The sequence below is a fragment of the uncultured Collinsella sp. genome (assembly GCF_959026545.1).
Classification (GTDB): domain Bacteria; phylum Actinomycetota; class Coriobacteriia; order Coriobacteriales; family Coriobacteriaceae; genus Collinsella.
This window is the reverse complement of sequence record NZ_CAUFLV010000001.1, coordinates 246,563-263,948: the sequence shown is the minus strand read 5'-3', so window position 1 is coordinate 263,948 and position 17,386 is coordinate 246,563. Positions and strand designations below refer to the sequence as shown.

Below are 17,386 nucleotides of genomic sequence, written 5' to 3'. Positions count from 1 at the left end.
GCCTGATCCTCTCGTAGATTTGTTCAAGAAGGTGTTGCCACATCAGCCACATCAGCCACATCACCCAACCTGGTCGCGCGCGACTTCCGCGCCGGCCTGCCGAACTTCCTGTGGCTCACCGACGTCACCGAGTTCCGCCTGCCGGCCCCGGGGCAGCCCAAGGTCTACCTCTCGCCCGTGCTGGACTGCTTCGACGGCGGCCTGGCGTCGTGGTCGATCTCCACCTCGCCCGACGCGGAGCTGGCGAACTCGAGCCTCGCGCGCGCCTGCGCGACGCTGTCGCCGGGCGAGGCGCCCTGGGTCCACTCCGACCGCGGCGGGCACTACCGCTGGCCCGGCTGGATCGCGATATGCGAGGAGCACGGGCTCACGCGCTCGATGTCGGCGAAGGGGTGCTCGCCGGACAACTCGGCGTGCGAGGGGTTCTTCGGCAGGCTCAAGAGCGAGTTCTTCCACTGCAGGGACTGGGGCGGGGTCACCGCCGAGGAGTTCATGGCCAGCCTCGACGCGTGGCTCCGCTACTATAACGAGGAGCGCCCGAAGGAGGCGCTGGGCTGGATGAGCCCGATGGAGTACCGGAGGTCGCTGGGGCTGGCGGCCTAAGGACGGAGGCCCCGGTCTCCAAGATTTCTGCCGCACGCCCAATTTCGGAAGTTTTATCGAGCTGTGCTACCACCTTTGCGTTTTATGCCGCCGCGGATCCCGACTATTGGTCGGCAATTAAAAGCTGAGGGCGCTTGGCGCCTTCGGGCAGAGCGCCGAGGGCGTCCGCAAGGGCGCCCTCTCCATCTTTGTCTATGACGATGTGGTCCACCGCATCGAGTGGGGCGAAGCAGTAGGTGCCGCGCGCATTGAGTTTGCTGGCGTCCATGAGGGCGACGCTGCGCGAGGCGACCCCCGTGGCCGCCGTCTTGATCTCTGCCATTTGCGGAAAGTCCGTCATGAACCCGCGGTTGGCCACGAACGCCCCTGGGCAGATGATGGAAAGATCGGCGTGCAGCGTGCCGAGGGCGGCCATGGTGAGTGGCCCGAAAAGGTAACGGTGCCCTTGGCGCAGCTCTCCGCCGAGCATGATGACCGTGACGCCGGGCAGGCTCTCGTCGATGAAGTCGGCGATGGTGATGTCCGCGGTTATGACCGTGACGCCGCTGCGGATGTCGAGCATGCGGACGAACTCGAGCGCGGTGGTTCCGGAGTCGACGAACACCGTGTCGCCGTCGTGCACCAGCCCTATTGCGGTGCGGGCGATGGCCTGCTTCGCCTCGACGTTGACGTTGATCCGCTGGTCCTGCACGGAAACGGTCAGCCTCTTGTGAAGCGAGACGGCGCCGCCGTGGGTTCGGCGCAGCTTGCCCGCGCTGGCCAGGGCGTCGAGATCCGCGCGCGCGGTGACCGATGAGACGCCGAAGGTCTCGGCGATATCGGCGACCTGCACCGACGAGGTCCGCTCGAGCATGTCCATGATGGCGGCGCGCCGTTCCTCGGCGAAGGTGCGTGAGGCTGTGGCGGACATAGGTGCCCCCTTAGGGAATCGTGTACGAATTGTGCAGATTCCATTTTCTTATATTTTCTTTTAAAGAAGCAAAAGAAGTTTCCATCTCTTTCGTTTTGTCATGAACGCAAGTGGGGGAAGGGGTGCGGAGGCAATCTCACATCTCGCCATCAGGGACCGCGTGTTGTGTTTTCTTGCCAATACCCATCAACATCCCGTGCGGACAGAGCGATGCAGCGGGCACGTGCACGGTGCAGTTTCGTACAATAGGGGCATCAAGTACGTCGGCGATGGGGCCGGCGAATTGCCAAGCGGCGCGGGGGCCATCCCGCCCGTGGAGAAGGGAGCGATCGCTCATGCTCGTAACCACCAAGGAGATGCTGCTCGACGCGCAGAAGAACCACTACGCCGTCGGCGCCTTCAACGTCGAGAACCTCGAGTTCGTCATGGCCGTCCTGGCCGCCGCCGAGGAGACGAAGTCCCCCGTCATCATGCAGACCACGTCCGGCACCATCAAGAAGACCGGCCTCGATTACTTCTACGGCATGGTCAAGGCCGCCGCTGAGCGCGCCTCCGTGCCCGTGGCCCTGCACCTCGACCACGGCGATGGCTACGATCGCTGCATGAAGGCTCTCCGCACCGGCTACACCTCCGTCATGATCGACGGCTCCCACGAGTCCTTCGAGGACAACATCGCCCTCACCAAGCTCGTTGCCGACGCCGGTGCCGCCATGGGCGTTCCGGTCGAGGCCGAGCTCGGCAAGGTCGGCGGCAAGGAGGACGACGTCGAGGTCGAGGGCGAGTCCCCCTACACCGACCCGGTCGAGGCCAAGGAGTTCGTCGAGCGCACCGGCTGCACCTCCCTCGCCATCGGCGTGGGCACCGCGCACGGCGTCTACACCGAGGAGCCCCACATCGACCAGGACGTCGTCAAGGCCATCCGCGCCGCCGTCGACGTGCCGCTGGTCCTTCATGGCACCTCCGGCGTGCCGGACGAGCAGGTCGCCGAGGCCGTCAAGAACGGCATCTGCAAGGTGAACTACGCCACCGAGCTGCGCCAGGCCTACACCAAGGGCTACATGGCCTACATGGCTGAGAATCCCAACAACTTCGATCCCAAGAACCCGGGCAAGGCCGGTGCCGAGGAGATCACCAAGATCGTCAAGATCCGCATGGAGAACCTCGGTTCCGTGGGCCGCGCCTAATCAAACACGCGCATTCCGCGAATCAAATCGACATCCGCAGAGGGAGGGCGGCTTTCGGGCCGCCCTCTTTTGTCACGATTCGAGGTGTCTTTCACGGGTTGAAAGCCGGCTACCCCAGCAGCTTGCGGGCCTCCTGTACGGCGCCGTAGAGGTTGGCGTCGTTTCCGAGCGTCGTGCGGGTGACGCGGGGGAGGGGCATGGCGTCGAGCGGGCCCGTATACGCCCTGCGCTGCTCGACGAGCGCTTCCTCGATCGCCTCGATGAGAACGTCGTGGCAGCTGATGCCGCCGGCGATGGCGAACACATCGGGGTCGAGGACGCATTGCATGTAGGTGAGCGCGCCGCCGTGGTAGATGGTGCCGTCGGGGTCCTCTTCGAAGATAAGGCCCGGAGCGCTCACGCCTACTGCCGCGAATGCTCCGGCATGCGTCTGCGCGATGTCGCAGATTGCCCGGACGACCTCTTCGCTTGAGGAAAACGCGGTCGGCGTGTCTCCCCGGTCGATCATGTTGAAGTCATCGTCGACGAGCGCCCATTTCACGCTGGTCCCACCGATATCCACGCCAAGATACGCACCCATTGCCGTACCCCTTCAGATATGACGATATCCGAAATGTACGCCAAAAGGGCCTCGATACCCGAGGCCCTTTTGGCGAGTCGCTGTATTGGTGGTGTTCTTAGGCTGTGTACTGCTGCATGGGTGCCATGTTGAGCGCAAAGAGCAAGTTGCGAAACGACTGTTCGAGATTCGCGGTCTGGTCACTCGAGCGCTTGAGGGCGGTGGGACCGAGGAGGCCCTTTCTCTGTGTCGGGGGGAAGGAGAAAAGACTTGCACATGTGTGCTGCGACCGGTGCGTCCGGGTCAGCTTGGCATCGTTGGAAGAATGCATGCTCGGACCTCCTCGTCATCCACCAAATACAGCACGCGGGGCATCGCTGCATCGCCCCGGGTGCTGTCCTCATTATTGCCAGCGAGCTTCTCCTTGTTGCCATAAGAAAGTCTTACGAGTCTTTGCCAGATTGATGAATGGCCAGCTCAGCGGAGAAAAATGAAATATAACGCACTGCATGGCGACTGGCCAGCCTTACGCACGCCTTAAGAAATCGACCGTTTACCATGGCGCTTCTGTGGCGGGTCTGTTGGGGAAGTGTGAAGGGGCGTTTGTCGATACATCTCCGCGGGCAGAGTCATGCTCGCAAAGGGGGTCGACTTCATTTTAAGCATCGTGTGGAGTGCGCCATACGGCTGGCAAACCACGTATACTGTTTCGAAGCAAAGCGGCGTGATTGCACATGGCCGCAGCGCAGGACGATTCCTGCGGCTCCCGCACCCTTACGCCTCCAAGAAAGGGGCCGACATGCAGACGAAGTACCAAAAGATGAGCGATGCCGAACTGGCCGATGCCCTTGTGGATCTCAAGGCCCAGGTCGCCGAGGTCAAGGCACGCGGGCTTAAGCTCGACATGGCGCGCGGCAAACCGTCGCCCGCGCAGGTGGACATCTCCCGCCCCATGCTCGACCTCCTGAGCTCCACGGCGGACCTCACCGACGAGGGCGTCGACTGCTCCAATTACGGCTGTTTCGAGGGCATCCCGTCTGCGCGCAAGCTCGCCGGCGAGTTTTTGGGCGTTCCCGCCGAGCAGACCATCGTCCTCGGCTCCTCCAGCCTCAACATCATGCAGGACGTCATCGTCCATTATTGGGAGAAGGGCGTGCCCGGTCACACCCCGTGGCACAAGCTCGAGGGCGTGAAGTGGCTGTGCCCCGCGCCCGGTTACGACCGTCACTTCGGCCTCACCGAGGACCTCGGCATCGAGAACATCCCGGTCCGTATGACCGAGACCGGCCCCGACATGGACGAGGTCGAGCGCCTCGTCGCTTCGGATCCCTCCATCAAGGGCATGTTCTGCGTCCCCAAGTATTCCAACCCCACGGGTGTGACCTACTCCGATGAGACGGTCCGCCGTCTCGCCACCATGGAGTGTGCCGCCCCCGACTTCCGCATCGTGTGGGACGACGCCTACGCCGTGCATGATTTTGCCGAGGAGCCCGAGAAGCTCGCGAACATCTTCGACTTCGCACGCGAGGCGGGCAACGAGGATCGCATTCTCGCCGTCGCATCCACGTCCAAGATCACGTTCCCCGGCGCGGGCATCGCGTTTTTCGGCTCCTCGCCCTCGAACGTCGCGGAGGTCGCCAGCACCCTCAAGGTCGGCCTGATCTCCGCCAACAAGCTCAACCAGCTCATGCACGTGCGCTTTTTGCCCACGCTCGACGCCGTGCGCGAGCACATGGCCAAGCACGCGGAGTTCCTGCGTCCACGCTTTGAGTGCGTTGAGCGCAAGCTCGAGGAGGGGCTAGCGGGTACTGGTTGCGCCACGTGGACTCACCCCAACGGCGGGTACTTCGTGAGCTTCGACGGCCCCGAGGGCTCCGCCAAGCGCGTGGGTGCCCTTTGCAAGGAGCTGGGCGTCACCATGACGCCGGCGGGCGCCACTTGGCCCTATGGCAAGGACCCGCTCGACACGAACATCCGCATTGCGCCGAGCTATCCGAGCGTCGATGAGCTCTCCGCCGCGCTCGACGTGTTGGTACTCGCGGTCAAGCTGGTGAGTGCCGAGTTGGCGAGCGAGGAGCGCGCCTAGATGAGCGAGTCCTTTGACGAGTTTTTCGATGACGAGCAGGAGCTGATGGATGCAGGGGAGACGCTCGAGGGCGCGAACGCTGCATCTGCCGGAGAGCCTGCTGAAGAGTCTGGCCGGGACGGCGGATCCGAGCAGGCCTCCGAGCCCGAGCATGAGCCGAGAACGGAAGCCGGCTCCAATCGCAAGGCCGCTTCGGCATCTGCTGTCCCCACCCGACAGGCTCCTCCGTTTTGGATGGTCTTGGCCATTGCGGGCATCTCGCTTGTCTTGGGCGTGGTGATCGGCTATCTGATCGGCACCTCGGCGACCATAGCGGAGCTGAGCGCGAATGCCGGGCAGTCCGTGAGTGCTTCCGATGACGCGAGCGATGAGGCGTCGCTGTCGATGCCCGAGGGGCATCCCGAGGTCGACGTCGACGAGGAGGGTAACGCCACAGTTGTCGACGATTCGAGCGCGACAGGTGAGACGGACACCCTCTCTCGCGCCAACACGTACTTCGACATGGGCATGGCCGCTATGGAAGATGCCCAGGACGAATCTGCGCAGCAGCAGGCGGCGGATCTGTTTGCCCAGGCAGTTGAGCTCTACGATGAGTACCTCGAGACGACTGACTCTCCGTCCGCCGAGGTCGATCGCGCGATTTGCGTGTTCTACACGGGCGACCACGATGCCGCCATCGCGGATTTGGAAGACCTGGTGGAGCGTGACGACTCCTTCGCTCCGGCATGGGCGAACCTCGGCATGTTCTACGAATCGCACGGGGATACCGCCAAGGCCAAGAAAGCGTATCGTGCCGCAATCGACGCTGCGGAGCAGGATGATACGTATGGCGTCAAGGATTATGCCCAGCAGCGTCTCGACGCGTTGAACGAATAGCGGCGGTGCCCTGGTGCCGCGCGCGATGAAAGGTGATATATGGAACTCATGATTACCACCAACCCGAGCCCTGAGCGCTACGTGGTCTCCGTGGCAGGCGAGATAGACATTTCGAATGCCGACAAGCTCCGCAATGCCATCGACCTGGCTCTGGAGCAGCCTACCGATCGCGTCGAGCTCGATTTCTCCCAGGTCGCGTACATTGATTCGACCGGCATCGGCGTGCTGGTGGGTGCTGCCCACCATGCGTCCGAGCGTGGTCGCGCCTTTGCCATCACGGGAGCCCAGCCCAATGTCGTGCGCGTTGTGCAGTTGCTCGGCGTAGACAAGGACATCGACATCAGCGCTGTGTAAGCGATTGAACGGACCTTGCGTTCTGCAAGGTCCGTTCATCGTGCGGGGGTATACTTAAAAAATTGCCGACACTCGCCGGCGCGCGGTTTGGCGCGTCGGCCATTCGACTGCCCTGGGAGGTATCCCGTGTTAGGAATCGGCTCAACCGAGTTCGTGATCATTCTGGTCTTCGGCTTTTTGCTGTTTGGACCCGATAAATTGCCGCAGATGGGTCACACCATCGGCCGTGCGCTGCGTCAGTTCCGCGAAACGCAGGAGAAGCTGACCGCCGTCGTGCAGACCGAGGTGGTCGACCCCATGGCTGCCGCGGCTAAAAAGCCGATGACGTCCGATGCCGCAGCCTCCTCGCATGACGACGAAGACGCCGATGCGCCCGCCTCCGCCACCGAGCCCGCACGCAAGGAGACTTTCGCCGAGCGTCGCGCTCGTTTGGCTGCGGAGCGCGCGGAGCAGGAGGCTGCCAAAGCGGCAGCCGAAGAGAATGCCGACGCAACTTCTGACGATACCACTTCTGCCTCTGCCTCCGTCGAGGAGCCCCAGGCCGAGACCAAGGAGGAGACGGTCGAGGAGTCCGCGCCGTTGACTACCGAGGACCTCTACGCCCGCCGTCCCCGCAAGCGCAAGGCTGCCGAGGCGACTGAGGCGGCGGACGATTCCGCCACATCCGCCGACGCTTCGAAGGGAGGTGAGCAGTAATGCCCATCGGACCCGCGCGCATGCCGCTCATGGATCATCTTGGTGAGCTTCGCCGTCGTCTCACCATCGTTGTGGCGTCGGTTGTCGCCGCCACGGTATTTATGTACTTCGCCGCACCCACGCTCGTGGATATCCTCAAGGATCCCATCAACGGGTCCCTACAGCCCGGCGAGCAGCTCTCCGTCATGACGTCGCTCGGTGGCTTCTCCATCAAGTTCAACATTGCCGTCAAGGTCGCGCTCGCCATGTGCACGCCCATGATCGTCTGGCAGATCCTTGCGTTCTTCCTTCCAGCCCTGCGTCCCAACGAGCGCAAGTGGGTCGTGCCTACCGTGCTCGTGGCAACGGCCCTGTTCTTTGCCGGCGTGGTGTTTTGCTACCTCTTCATCGCCCCGGCTGCCTTTGAATGGCTGCTTCAGGAGACGCGCTCGATCGGCGCCGCCATGCCGCAGCTTGAGGATTTCATCAACACCGAGCTGCTGCTCATGATCGGCTTCGGCGTATCGTTCGAGCTTCCGCTCATTGTGTTCTACCTCGCGGTATTCCATATCGTGCCGTACGCCAGCTTCCGTGGGGCCTGGCGCTATGTCTATGTGATCATGCTCGTGGTCTCGGCGTCCATCACGCCCGACGCATCGCCCGTGACGCTGATCTTCATGTACGCGGTCATGCTGTCGCTTTACGAGGTCGCCCTGCTCGTGACCCGTTTTGTTGTGGTCGCGCGCGATGGCAAGGCAGGCCTTACCGAGAGCCGCCTGGGCCTGTTCGGCGACGATGAGGACGACGAGGAGTAGCGCACGCGCGCCCATGGAACATGCATGAGATCGGCATCGTCAATGGCATACTCAAGACAGTGATCGACACGGCGCGCGAGGCAGGTGCTTCGCGCGTCGTTTCCGTTAAACTGCGCATCGGTGACATGTGCGAGGTCGTTCCCGAGTCGCTCGATTTTGCCTGGGAGGTCTTTCGGGAGGATGACCCGCTCACAGGTGAATCTGAGCTCGAGGTGGAGGATGTCCATCCCCGCAGCCGCTGCCTCGCGTGCGGTCATGAGTTTGACCACGACCGGTTCCACCTGCGCTGCCCTGCATGTGGGAGCCCGCAGACGCGCCTGTTGCAGGGACGGGAGCTCGACATCGTGTCAATGGAAGTCGAAACCGACGACGATTTCCAATTGGGGACGTAGTCGTTTTGGAAATCGTTTGGGAAAAACGGGGATAGAGTCGGAGCGAAAACAGGGAAGAGGACTTCATGGCGGAGAAAACGATCGATATTGCACAGCCGGTGCTTTCGCGCAACGAGCGCATCGCTGATCGCTTGAGAACGCGTTTCTCGGAGTCGGGGGTGTTTGTGGTGAACGTCCTTTCGAGTCCCGGATCTGGCAAGACCACGACCATCTTGGCCTCCAGTGAGCGACTGCGCGCTGCGGGTCTTACCTGTGCCGTTATCGAGGGTGACATTGCGTCCGACGTAGATGCCTTAGCGTGCAAAGATGCCGGCATGCCGGCCATCCAGATCAACACCGGCGGTCTTTGCCACCTTGAGGGCAACATGATCGAGCAGGCGGTCGACGCGTTCGATACAAGCGTGGGCCTGCAGGATATCGACGTGATCTTTATCGAGAACGTGGGCAATCTGGTATGTCCCGTCGACTTTGACCTAGGTGAAAACCTGTCGGTTATGATCCTCTCGGTTCCCGAAGGCGATGACAAGCCGCTCAAGTACCCGGGCATTTTCCAGCATGCTGGAGCCCTGCTGCTCAACAAGGTCGATGTGGCGGCTGCCTTCGACTTCGATCTTGCCGAATACAATCACGTTCTCGATGATTTGAACCCCACCGCCCCCCGTTTTGAGGTGAGCGCTCGACATGGACAGGGCATGGACGCCTGGTGTGACTGGCTGCTGGCTCAAATCGCGAACAAAGCGTCGCGCGCTTAAAAGCACCAGCTAGGACTCTCGGAATCACCCGTGCCCGTCCATATCCAACCTCGCTTGTCCTTACCGGCCCGCGTTCTTCTGCGCACCCGCCCGCAGCTGCCGCGCTGAAGAGCCTTCAACGTGGGCTTTTCGCGCTGTGGTCAGAACTCGTGTACACTGACCCCACACCATATATAGATACCGCCGGAAGCCCGTTGGGCACGCCGGTTCGCGCACACCAAAAAGGAGCCCGACGTGAAACTCGTCGTTGCAGAGAAGAACATCGCCGCGCAAAAGATCGCGCAGCTGCTGTCCGATGCCGGCGCGCCCAAGGCCGATAAGGTCTACAACACGCAGGTCTACCGCTTCAAGGTCGACGGTGAGGACTGGGTCTCGATGGGTCTGGCGGGACATATCTTGGCGCCCGATTTCCCCGAGGAGATCCTCTTCGACAAACAGATGGGCTGGTACGGCGTCTCGCCCGATGGCGAGGTCCTGCCGGCGGAGGTGCCCGACGGCCTGGCCCGCCCGCCCTACGATACCAAGCGCAAGCCTTTCCTACCCAACGGCATCTCCATCAAGGGCTGGAAGGTCGAGAGCCTTCCGTACCTCACGTGGGCGCCCATTGTGAAGCTTCCCGCGGAGAAGGAGATCATCCGCGTTCTCAAAAATCTCGCCAAGAAGGCCGACGAGGTCATCATCGCCACGGACTTCGACCGCGAGGGAGAGCTCATCGGCTCCGACGCCCTCAACATGGTGCGCGAGGTCGCACCCGAGCTGCCCGCCCGCCGCGCGCGCTATTCGGCGCTCATCAAGGGCGAGGTGACCGAGGCCTTCGCGAACCTCGTCGAGCTCGACCAGGACCTCGCTGACGCCGGCGAGTCGCGCCAGTATATCGATCTCATTTGGGGTGCGGTGCTCACGCGCTACCTCACGCTCGCCAAGTTCGGCGGCTTTGGCAACGTGCGCTCCGCCGGTCGTGTGCAAACTCCCACGCTTGCCCTGGTAGTCGAGCGCGAGCGCGAGCGCATGGCGTTCGTTCCCGAGGACTATTGGCAGATTCGCGGTGCGGCAGAGGCCCACGGGCAAGAGTTCAAGATCGCCCACACCACGGCACGCTTTACGGACAAAGCGGCGGCTGAGGCTGCGTTCGCACACGTCGACGGCGCTACGACGGGTACTGTCGTCGCCATGGCCAAGCGCAGCCGCAAGCAGCAGCCTCCGGTGCCGTTCAACACCACGGCGTTGCAGGCCGCGGCAGCGGCGGAGGGCATCAGCCCCGCCCGTACCATGCGCATCGCCGAGTCCCTCTACATGAGTGGCTTCATCTCCTACCCCCGCGTGGACAACACGGTGTATCCCAAGACGCTCGACATCGAGGGGATCGTGAAGGGCCTCGCGTCCGGCACGCCGGCACTCGCGCCTGTGTGCAAGAAGGTTCTCGCCGGGCCTCTCACGCCTACGCGCGGCAAAGTCGAGACTACCGACCACCCGCCGATCCACCCCACGGGCCAGGGCGATCCCACCACGCTCGACGGCGGTCAGCTCAAGCTCTACAACCTCATCGCCCGGCGCTTCCTAGCGACCCTCATGGGCCCTGCGACCATCGAGAACACCAAGCTGTCCATTGATGTCGCAGGCGAGCCCTTCGCCGCGAGCGGTGACGTGCTCGTCAAGGCGGGCTTCCGCGAGGCCTACCCCTACGGACTCAAGCGCGACGAGCAGCTCCCCGTGCTAGCCGAGGGCGACGTCATCGACGTGCGCGACATCAAGCTCGAGGCCAAGCAGACCGAGCCGCCCGCGCGCTACAGCCAAGGCAAGCTCGTCCAGGAGATGGAGAAGCGCGGACTCGGTACCAAGTCCACGCGCGCGAGCATCATCGAGCGCCTGTATACCGTGCGCTATCTCAAGAACGACCCCATCGAGCCCAGCCAGCTCGGCATCGCCATCATCGACGCGCTCTCCGAGTTCGCCCCGCGCGTGACCACGCCCGATATGACCGCGGAGCTCGATGCCGACATGACCAAGGTCGCCGAGGGTAAGGACACCCAGGACCACGTGGTGGACCACTCCCGCGCCCTGCTCGCCGGCATGCTGGATGCGCTCATCGAGCACAAGGACGACCTGGGCGAGGCCATCTCCGACGCCGTCACCGCCGACGCCCGCGTGGGCGCCTGCCCCAAGTGCGGCAAGGACCTGGTCATGAAGACGAGCGCCAAGACCCGCGGCAGCTTCATCGGCTGCATGGGTTGGCCAGACTGCGACGTGACCTACCCGGTGCCCTCCGGTGTGAAGGTGAGCCCGCTCGAGGGCGAGGCCGCCGTGTGCCCCGAGTGCGGCGCGCCGCGCATCAAGTGCCAACCCTTCCGCCAGAAGGCCTACGAGCAGTGCGTGAACCCCAAGTGCCCCACCAACTTCGAGCCCGATCTCAAGGTGGGGGAGTGCTCGGTGTGCGCTGAGGCCGGCCGCCACGGCGACCTGATCGCCCACAAGAGCGAGAAGAGTGGCAAGCGCTTCATCCGCTGCGAGAACTACGACGAGTGCGGCGTGAGCTACCCGCTGCCGGCTCGCGGCAAGCTCTCGGCCACCGGCGAGGTCTGCGAGCATTGCGGCGCACCCGTGGTGGTGGTCGGGACCGCGCGCGGCCCGTGGCGCATCTGCGTGAACATGGACTGCCCCGGCAAGGAGAAGAAGCCCGCCCGCGGTAAGGCGGGGGCGAAGAAGCCGGCGGCGAAACCAGGCACCAAGAAGTCCGCCGCAAAAAAGGGCGCTGCTGTCAAGAAGCCCGCCGCGAAGAAGACAACGAAGAAGGCGTAACCTTCAAAACGCCTCAAAACCTCAAATCGCTCTCTATCCCGGGTGGCATAAGCCGCCCGGGACTTTTATCCCGGGTCACCCTAATCGCCATGCTCACGGTGCTCATAAAGCGGTTCATATGCGACGGTGGACTCCACCTCGCCGTGTACAGGCCCGTTCCCACCGCGACGCAATTCTCGTCCGAGACGGTGGCGCGCTATCAGCGCATCTCGTGGACGATGAGTTCCGGCGCAACCTCATCGAGGTGCAGGTGCCGCTCGAAGCGTCTGCACCGATAAAATGGCTAAAAAATACCGTTTTGTATCGCAGGGGCAGTTGACGGCGCTCATTTCGGCACAAATGCGCCCTGTTACGGGGCGCGTCGCGCCGCGTGAGCGGCGCGCGGGTCTCCCTCGCTCACCTGAGCTGCGCCTTTGTTTCCCTGGGATTCCCACGCTCGGGCAGGCTCCGAAGCAAGGCGATACAAAACGGTAATTTTTAGCCAGTTTGCTGACTTTTGCATGACGCGCGCCACTGGTTAGCTCTTTGCGAGCCAGTCCGCGGGTGCAATCCGTCGCCGTTTTACGCCGGTTCGTCTCCGAACGCCGATGCGTGCCCTATACTCAGATTACTGTTGCGACTATTGCTGACATGTACGGTTCTACTGCTGCCTTTGCAAGGTAACTAGTGGCATGGCAGTGCGGTAAGCGACAGGACTCCCGTCGATGCGCATTCAAGGCAGATTCCACGCGAGAGAATGGATATCGACCTGTATCGATGTTTATCTGAGAAACACCGGGCGCGGTATGATGGATGCTCGTTTGGTTCACACGAGGGGCGTTATCTATGACACCAGGCCTGTTCATATCTGTTGAGGGCATTGACGGCTGCGGTAAGTCCACGCAAGCCGGCCTGTTAGCGCGTGCGCTTGAGCTCACGGGGCGCGATGTGTTGCGTCTGCGTGAACCCGGTGGCGTGGCTATCTCCGAAAAGATTCGCGCGATTCTGCTTGATCCAGCCAATGCCGAGATGGGCGACGTTTGCGAGCTCCTGCTCTACGAGGCCGCACGCGCGCAGCTCGTGCATCAGGTGATCTGCCCTGCGCTCGCCGCCGGTCGTGTCGTGATGTGTGACCGTTTCTACGACTCCACCACAGCCTATCAGGCCTTTGCTGATGGGCTCGAGCGCGCGATGGTTGCCCAGGCAAACGAGCTGGCGGTCGATGGCTGTCATCCGGATCTCACGCTCGTGTTCGACCTTCCGGTTGAGGAGGCTCTGCGTCGTCGCTCGGGGCGAGATGGGGCAGAGGACCGTCTCGAGCTCAAGGGCCTTGAGTTCCAGCGTCGCGTTGCCGAGGGGTTTCGTGCCCTCGCCGAGGAGGAGCCCCGCCGCGTGAAGCTCGTCGATGCCACTCATTCCGTTGCGGGGGTGTTCGAGAACGTTGTGCGCGAGCTACGCGCAGCGGGCCTTGACGTTTCTGATGAACACGTCGCCGCGGCGCTAGCCGAGATGGATGGAGCGAACGAGAGCACCCTGTTGCCTTCCACGTCTACTGGGGAGGTCTGCTGGCAATGATCAAACAGCCTGTATCTACCGGGGAGGTCCGCTAGCCATGTCGGATCACCTCGCTCCCAACAGCCTCCTCGCCAAGCTCGATACGCAGCCGCGCGTGCGCGACTTCCTCGCGCGCGCCGTGGCCAGTGGTCGCGCGAGCCACGCCTATCTGTTCCTGGGCTCGCCCGGTTCGGGCAAGCTCGACGCCGCCTGGGCGTTGGCTCAGGCGCTCCTGTGCGCTGAGGAGGCCATTCCAGGTGCTTGCGCGGCTTGCGACGACTGCGTCCGCGTTGCTCGCCGCACCCACCCGGACGTGCACTACTACGCGCCCGAGTCCGCGACGGGCTACCTCATCGCCCAGACGCGCGACTTGCTCGAAGACGTCGCGCTTTCGCCCATCCGCGCCAAGCGTAAGGTCTACATCATCGATCGTGCCGAGCAGCTTCGCGCGAACACCGCGAACGCCCTGCTCAAAACGCTCGAGGAACCGCCGGAGAGCGTAACGTTCATCCTGTTGGGCACCAGCTCGGACGTCATGCTGCCCACCATCGTCTCGCGTTGCCAGTGCGTGCCGTTCCGCCCGCTGTCCACCGACGAGTCCACGACCGCAGTTGCGCGCGCCACGGGCCTGCCGCCTGCGCGCTGCCGCATGGCAGTGGCGGTTGCCGGCAGCCCTGCCCGTGCGGTGGAGTTCCTCAAGTCCGCCGATCGCCAAGCGGCCCGTCGTGCCATGGTCCGCGCGGTCGATGCGCTTGCCCACGCGGACGAGGCAGACATCCTCGCCTCGGCAAAGGAGCTCATGGGGGCCATTCACGCGCCTCTCGCCGAGGTCAAATCGACCCAGCAGGCCGTGCTCGAGCAAAATCAGGATTACCTTTCCCGTGGTGCTTTAAAGCAGCTGGAAGACCGCAACAAGCGCGAACTGAACGCCCGGGAGCGTTCGGGTATCATGGAAGCGCTGGCAAGCGTGCGCTCGCTGCTCCGTGACGTGCTTATACGGCTCGAAGACGCGCAGGACGCTCCCGTCAACGACGACGTTCGCGATGTGGTCGAGCGCATTGCCTCGGACACGACGACGACCGGGGTGACCCTCGCCCTCGACGCGGTTTCGTTGGCGGAGACGCGCATTGCCCGCAACGTAACTCCCCAGCTGGCCATCGAGGTCATGCTCTTCGATATCAGGAAGGCGCTCAAATGCCCGTAGTTGTTCCCGTCAAATTCGCGTTCGCCGCGCGCGAGTTGTGGTTCGATCCCCGTGGCCTCGACATCCTCGAGGGCGATCACGCCATCTGCACCACCGAGCGCGGTACAGAGATCGGCCTTGTCACGGCCGACCCCTTTGAGGTCGAGCCGGAGGAGCTCGCCGCACCGCTCAAGCCCGTGGTTCGTATCGCCACCGATGCCGACCTCGACCGCGCCGACGACCTTGCCGACGCCGGCGAGGACGCCATGTTCGACTTCCGTCGCCTGGTGGAGAAAAACGGTCTCGACATGAAGCCTGTGGGCGTCGAGTACCTGTTCGGCGGGGAGAAAGCCGTCTTCTACTTCGCTGCCGAGGACCGCGTGGATTTCCGCCAGTTGGTCAAGGACCTCTCCGCCCATTTCCACGTGCGCGTGGACATGCGCCAGATCGGCGTGCGTGATGAGACCCGCCTGCAGGGCGGGTATGCGACATGCGGTCAGGAGCTGTGCTGCACCCGCTTTGGCGGTCAGTTTGAGCCGGTTTCCATCCGCATGGCCAAGGAGCAGGACCTGCCGCTCAATTCCGCCAAGATCTCGGGCGTGTGCGGCCGCCTTATGTGCTGCCTGCGTTATGAGTTCGAGGCCTACAAGGACTTCAAGAGCCGCGCCCCTAAGAAGAAGACGCTTATCGACACCCCGCTGGGCAAGGCGCGCATCATGGAGTACAACACCCCGCGCGAGCAGCTGGTGCTGAGGCTCGAGAACGGCAAGGTCTTCCGTGTCGACCTCGCCGACATGTCCTGTACCGACGAGAACAAGGAGCGCTGCGAGAGCCAGGGCTGCGCGTGCCGCCCCGACTGCGTAACGCGTGACGTCCTCGAGCGTCTTGAGTCGCCTGAGCTCGCCCTCGCCCTCATGGAGCTCGATCGCCAAAATGGCATCGATGTCGGCGATGGCCTCGACCGCGCCGACCGCATCGTCGCTTCCGGTCCGACTCCGCGCCGCAAGCGCATGCGTGAGGAGGAGGCGGCAAAATTTGAGAGTGCGAGCTCCGGCAAGTCTGGTCGAGGCCGCAAGGGTGCTTCCAGCGCTGCGCCCGCCAAGGGCAAGGGCCAGGATCGCCCTGCTTCCGCCGATGAGGTCCCGCCGCGCCGTCGCCGTCGTCGCTCGTCCGCAGGCGAGGAGAGCGTTCAGGCCGCTCCCGCCGTGGACGCCTCCGTGTCTGCCGAGGGCTCTGCGGGCGGTCGGCGCCGCAGGCATCGCGCCAGCGATGAAGTAGGTGCCACGTCGCGTGCAGGAGACGCTCGTTCCACTTCGGCGGTGGGAGAGGCAGCTGCGGACGTAGCGCCTGGTCGCAGTCGCCGTCGCAAGCACGTTTCCTCAAACGAGGCTGCACCTCAGCGAAGCGAATCTGCAAACGAGGCCGGTTCGGGCGGGCAGCGTCGCAAGCGCTCCCGCAAGCCCGAGACCCCCTCTGTTGCCGATCAGCTTGCCGAGGGCAACGTCAAGGTTCAGCGCCGTCGTCCGGGTGATGGGGGAGGTACAGAGGCGCAAAACCGTTCCGCCGGCTCTTCTGGCAACGCTGAGGATGCGCCCAAGAAGCGCCGCCGCCGTTCTCGCCGCAAGCCCAAACAGGATGGGGCGGACGGCTCCGATTCTGCGGCACCGCGGACCGAATAGGTGTGTGCCTGCTCAACAGGCGCGCACGATGGAACGGCACGCCCTCCCTCGTCAACACGGGGGAGGGCTTTTTGATGCGTCGTGTCGGGATTGTGCAAGGTGGAGGCGATCGCACGGGCGAGCGCGTGACAGGGTTTCTGCGGGGGCTTGCCGAGCAAACGTTGGAGCTGCTTTCGCCCACGCGCTGCGCGGGTTGCGAGGCCCCTGGTGCCCTGGTGTGCGATGCCTGCCTGCGGGACATGGTGCGCATTAATCCCATGCACGCCTGCACGCGATGCGGAGCTCCGTATGGGAGCTTGCTTTGTACGGAATGCCAAGGGGAGGTGGTCGAGCTCGACCGGTGTCTTGCCGCCGTGGTGTTCGATGGGCCTCCCGCACGTATCGTCCGTGCGTACAAGGACGGGGGAGAACGGCGGCTATCCACCGAAATCGCGTGCATCATGCACCGTGCCGCGCGCGAGGCCGAGCTCACGGTGCCCGCACGGTACGGAGGGCTGCTTTCGCGGGTGGACGCGGTGACGTTCGTCCCCGTGACCTCATCGGCATACCGACGCCGCGGATTCGACCACATGGAGGCTATCGCCCGCGATTTTGCGGATGCGAGTTGCCTACCGCTCATCGATGCCCTGGTGAAACACGGCTCGCTCGACCAGCGAGAATTGGCGCGCGAAGAAAGACTTGCTCGCTCACGAGGGCAATACGAGGTGGTCGCTCCGGTTGGTGGTATGCGGGTCCTGCTGCTGGACGACGTCATTACCACGGGCGCCACCATGAACGCCGCCGCCCACGCGCTCAAATGCGCCGGAGCCGCGCGTGTAGACTGCCTTGCATTCGCCCGCGTGTGGTGATGTGTAAAAATGCACCCGTCCCCTTTTACACACCCCTTGCAACCTGCGGTATAATGCCGCGAAGTTCCTTCCAGGCTGTGGTTGCGGGAGCGCGCGAGCGAAAAACGCCGCGCGCTTCCTAGTCCAAGACAGACGCGGTCA

15 protein-coding genes and 1 pseudogene are annotated in these 17,386 nt (G+C 63.5%); 14 read left to right on the top strand and 2 right to left on the bottom strand.

Annotated features, from left to right (window positions below; genetic code table 11):
* Nucleotides 1–60: 60 nt before the first annotated feature.
* Nucleotides 61–603, top strand: a pseudogene (locus Q5Q88_RS01250) (IS3 family transposase); the annotation flags it as partial.
* A gap of 103 nt (nucleotides 604–706) precedes the next feature.
* On the opposite strand, the gene Q5Q88_RS01245 reads toward Q5Q88_RS01250, so the two are convergent.
* On the bottom strand, nucleotides 707–1,513 hold the full coding sequence (locus tag Q5Q88_RS01245; RefSeq protein WP_118652585.1) for a DeoR/GlpR family DNA-binding transcription regulator: 807 nt from the start codon (nucleotides 1,511–1,513) through the stop codon (nucleotides 707–709).
* 335 nt (nucleotides 1,514–1,848) lie between these two features.
* Here Q5Q88_RS01245 and Q5Q88_RS01240 point away from each other — a divergent pair, with 335 nt between their 5' ends.
* Nucleotides 1,849–2,697 (top strand): class II fructose-bisphosphate aldolase, encoded by an 849-nt coding sequence (locus Q5Q88_RS01240; protein WP_294122037.1) that lies wholly within the window; start codon nucleotides 1,849–1,851, stop codon nucleotides 2,695–2,697.
* Between the two features lie 109 nt (nucleotides 2,698–2,806).
* Here the strand turns inward: Q5Q88_RS01240 and Q5Q88_RS01235 are convergent, their stop codons facing one another.
* Nucleotides 2,807–3,277, bottom strand: coding sequence for an ROK family protein (locus Q5Q88_RS01235; RefSeq protein ID WP_294159638.1), 471 nt, complete (start codon nucleotides 3,275–3,277; stop codon nucleotides 2,807–2,809).
* Nucleotides 3,278–4,055: 778 nt separating this feature from the next.
* On the opposite strand from Q5Q88_RS01235, the gene Q5Q88_RS01230 reads away from it, so the two are divergent.
* From Q5Q88_RS01230 to Q5Q88_RS01175, 12 genes are all read left to right on the top strand, one after another.
* The gene (locus Q5Q88_RS01230; RefSeq protein ID WP_294159639.1) at nucleotides 4,056–5,342 is read left to right on the top strand and encodes an aminotransferase class I/II-fold pyridoxal phosphate-dependent enzyme; all 1,287 of its coding nucleotides are present in this window, start codon (nucleotides 4,056–4,058) and stop codon (nucleotides 5,340–5,342) included.
* The gene (locus Q5Q88_RS01225; RefSeq protein ID WP_302741297.1) at nucleotides 5,343–6,218 is read left to right on the top strand and encodes a hypothetical protein; all 876 of its coding nucleotides are present in this window, start codon (nucleotides 5,343–5,345) and stop codon (nucleotides 6,216–6,218) included. It begins immediately after the preceding gene.
* A 39-nt stretch (nucleotides 6,219–6,257) separates the two neighbouring features.
* Nucleotides 6,258–6,572, top strand: coding sequence for an STAS domain-containing protein (locus Q5Q88_RS01220; RefSeq protein WP_118652597.1), 315 nt, complete (start codon nucleotides 6,258–6,260; stop codon nucleotides 6,570–6,572).
* A 126-nt stretch (nucleotides 6,573–6,698) separates the two neighbouring features.
* On the top strand, nucleotides 6,699–7,268 hold the full coding sequence (locus Q5Q88_RS01215) for a twin-arginine translocase TatA/TatE family subunit (protein WP_118652599.1): 570 nt from the start codon (nucleotides 6,699–6,701) through the stop codon (nucleotides 7,266–7,268).
* Complete coding sequence (gene tatC, locus Q5Q88_RS01210) at nucleotides 7,268–8,062, top strand: twin-arginine translocase subunit TatC (protein WP_302741296.1); 795 nt, start codon at nucleotides 7,268–7,270, stop codon at nucleotides 8,060–8,062. The genes Q5Q88_RS01215 and tatC overlap by 1 nt, the downstream gene beginning before the upstream one ends.
* A gap of 20 nt (nucleotides 8,063–8,082) precedes the next feature.
* Nucleotides 8,083–8,454: a hydrogenase maturation nickel metallochaperone HypA gene (gene hypA, locus Q5Q88_RS01205; RefSeq protein WP_294122033.1), complete on the top strand. Its 372-nt coding sequence runs from the start codon at nucleotides 8,083–8,085 to the stop codon at nucleotides 8,452–8,454.
* A gap of 65 nt (nucleotides 8,455–8,519) precedes the next feature.
* Complete coding sequence (hypB, locus tag Q5Q88_RS01200; RefSeq protein ID WP_294122032.1) at nucleotides 8,520–9,206, top strand: hydrogenase nickel incorporation protein HypB; 687 nt, start codon at nucleotides 8,520–8,522, stop codon at nucleotides 9,204–9,206.
* A gap of 234 nt (nucleotides 9,207–9,440) precedes the next feature.
* Nucleotides 9,441–12,002 carry a DNA topoisomerase I gene (locus Q5Q88_RS01195; RefSeq protein ID WP_302741295.1) on the top strand — a complete coding sequence of 854 codons (2,562 nt, stop codon included), beginning with the start codon at nucleotides 9,441–9,443 and terminating at the stop codon, nucleotides 12,000–12,002.
* 825 nt (nucleotides 12,003–12,827) lie between these two features.
* Nucleotides 12,828–13,556 carry a dTMP kinase gene (gene tmk / locus Q5Q88_RS01190; RefSeq protein ID WP_302741294.1) on the top strand — a complete coding sequence of 243 codons (729 nt, stop codon included), beginning with the start codon at nucleotides 12,828–12,830 and terminating at the stop codon, nucleotides 13,554–13,556.
* A 37-nt stretch (nucleotides 13,557–13,593) separates the two neighbouring features.
* Entirely contained in the window at nucleotides 13,594–14,739 is a 1,146-nt protein-coding gene (locus Q5Q88_RS01185; RefSeq protein WP_118652609.1) for an ATP-binding protein, read from the top strand.
* A complete protein-coding gene (gene ricT / locus Q5Q88_RS01180; protein WP_118652611.1) occupies nucleotides 14,730–16,397 on the top strand; it encodes a regulatory iron-sulfur-containing complex subunit RicT in 1,668 nt (555 codons plus the stop codon). The genes Q5Q88_RS01185 and ricT overlap by 10 nt, the downstream gene beginning before the upstream one ends.
* A 74-nt stretch (nucleotides 16,398–16,471) precedes the next feature.
* Complete coding sequence (locus tag Q5Q88_RS01175) at nucleotides 16,472–17,245, top strand: ComF family protein (RefSeq protein ID WP_302741293.1); 774 nt, start codon at nucleotides 16,472–16,474, stop codon at nucleotides 17,243–17,245.
* Nucleotides 17,246–17,386 lie beyond the last annotated feature (141 nt).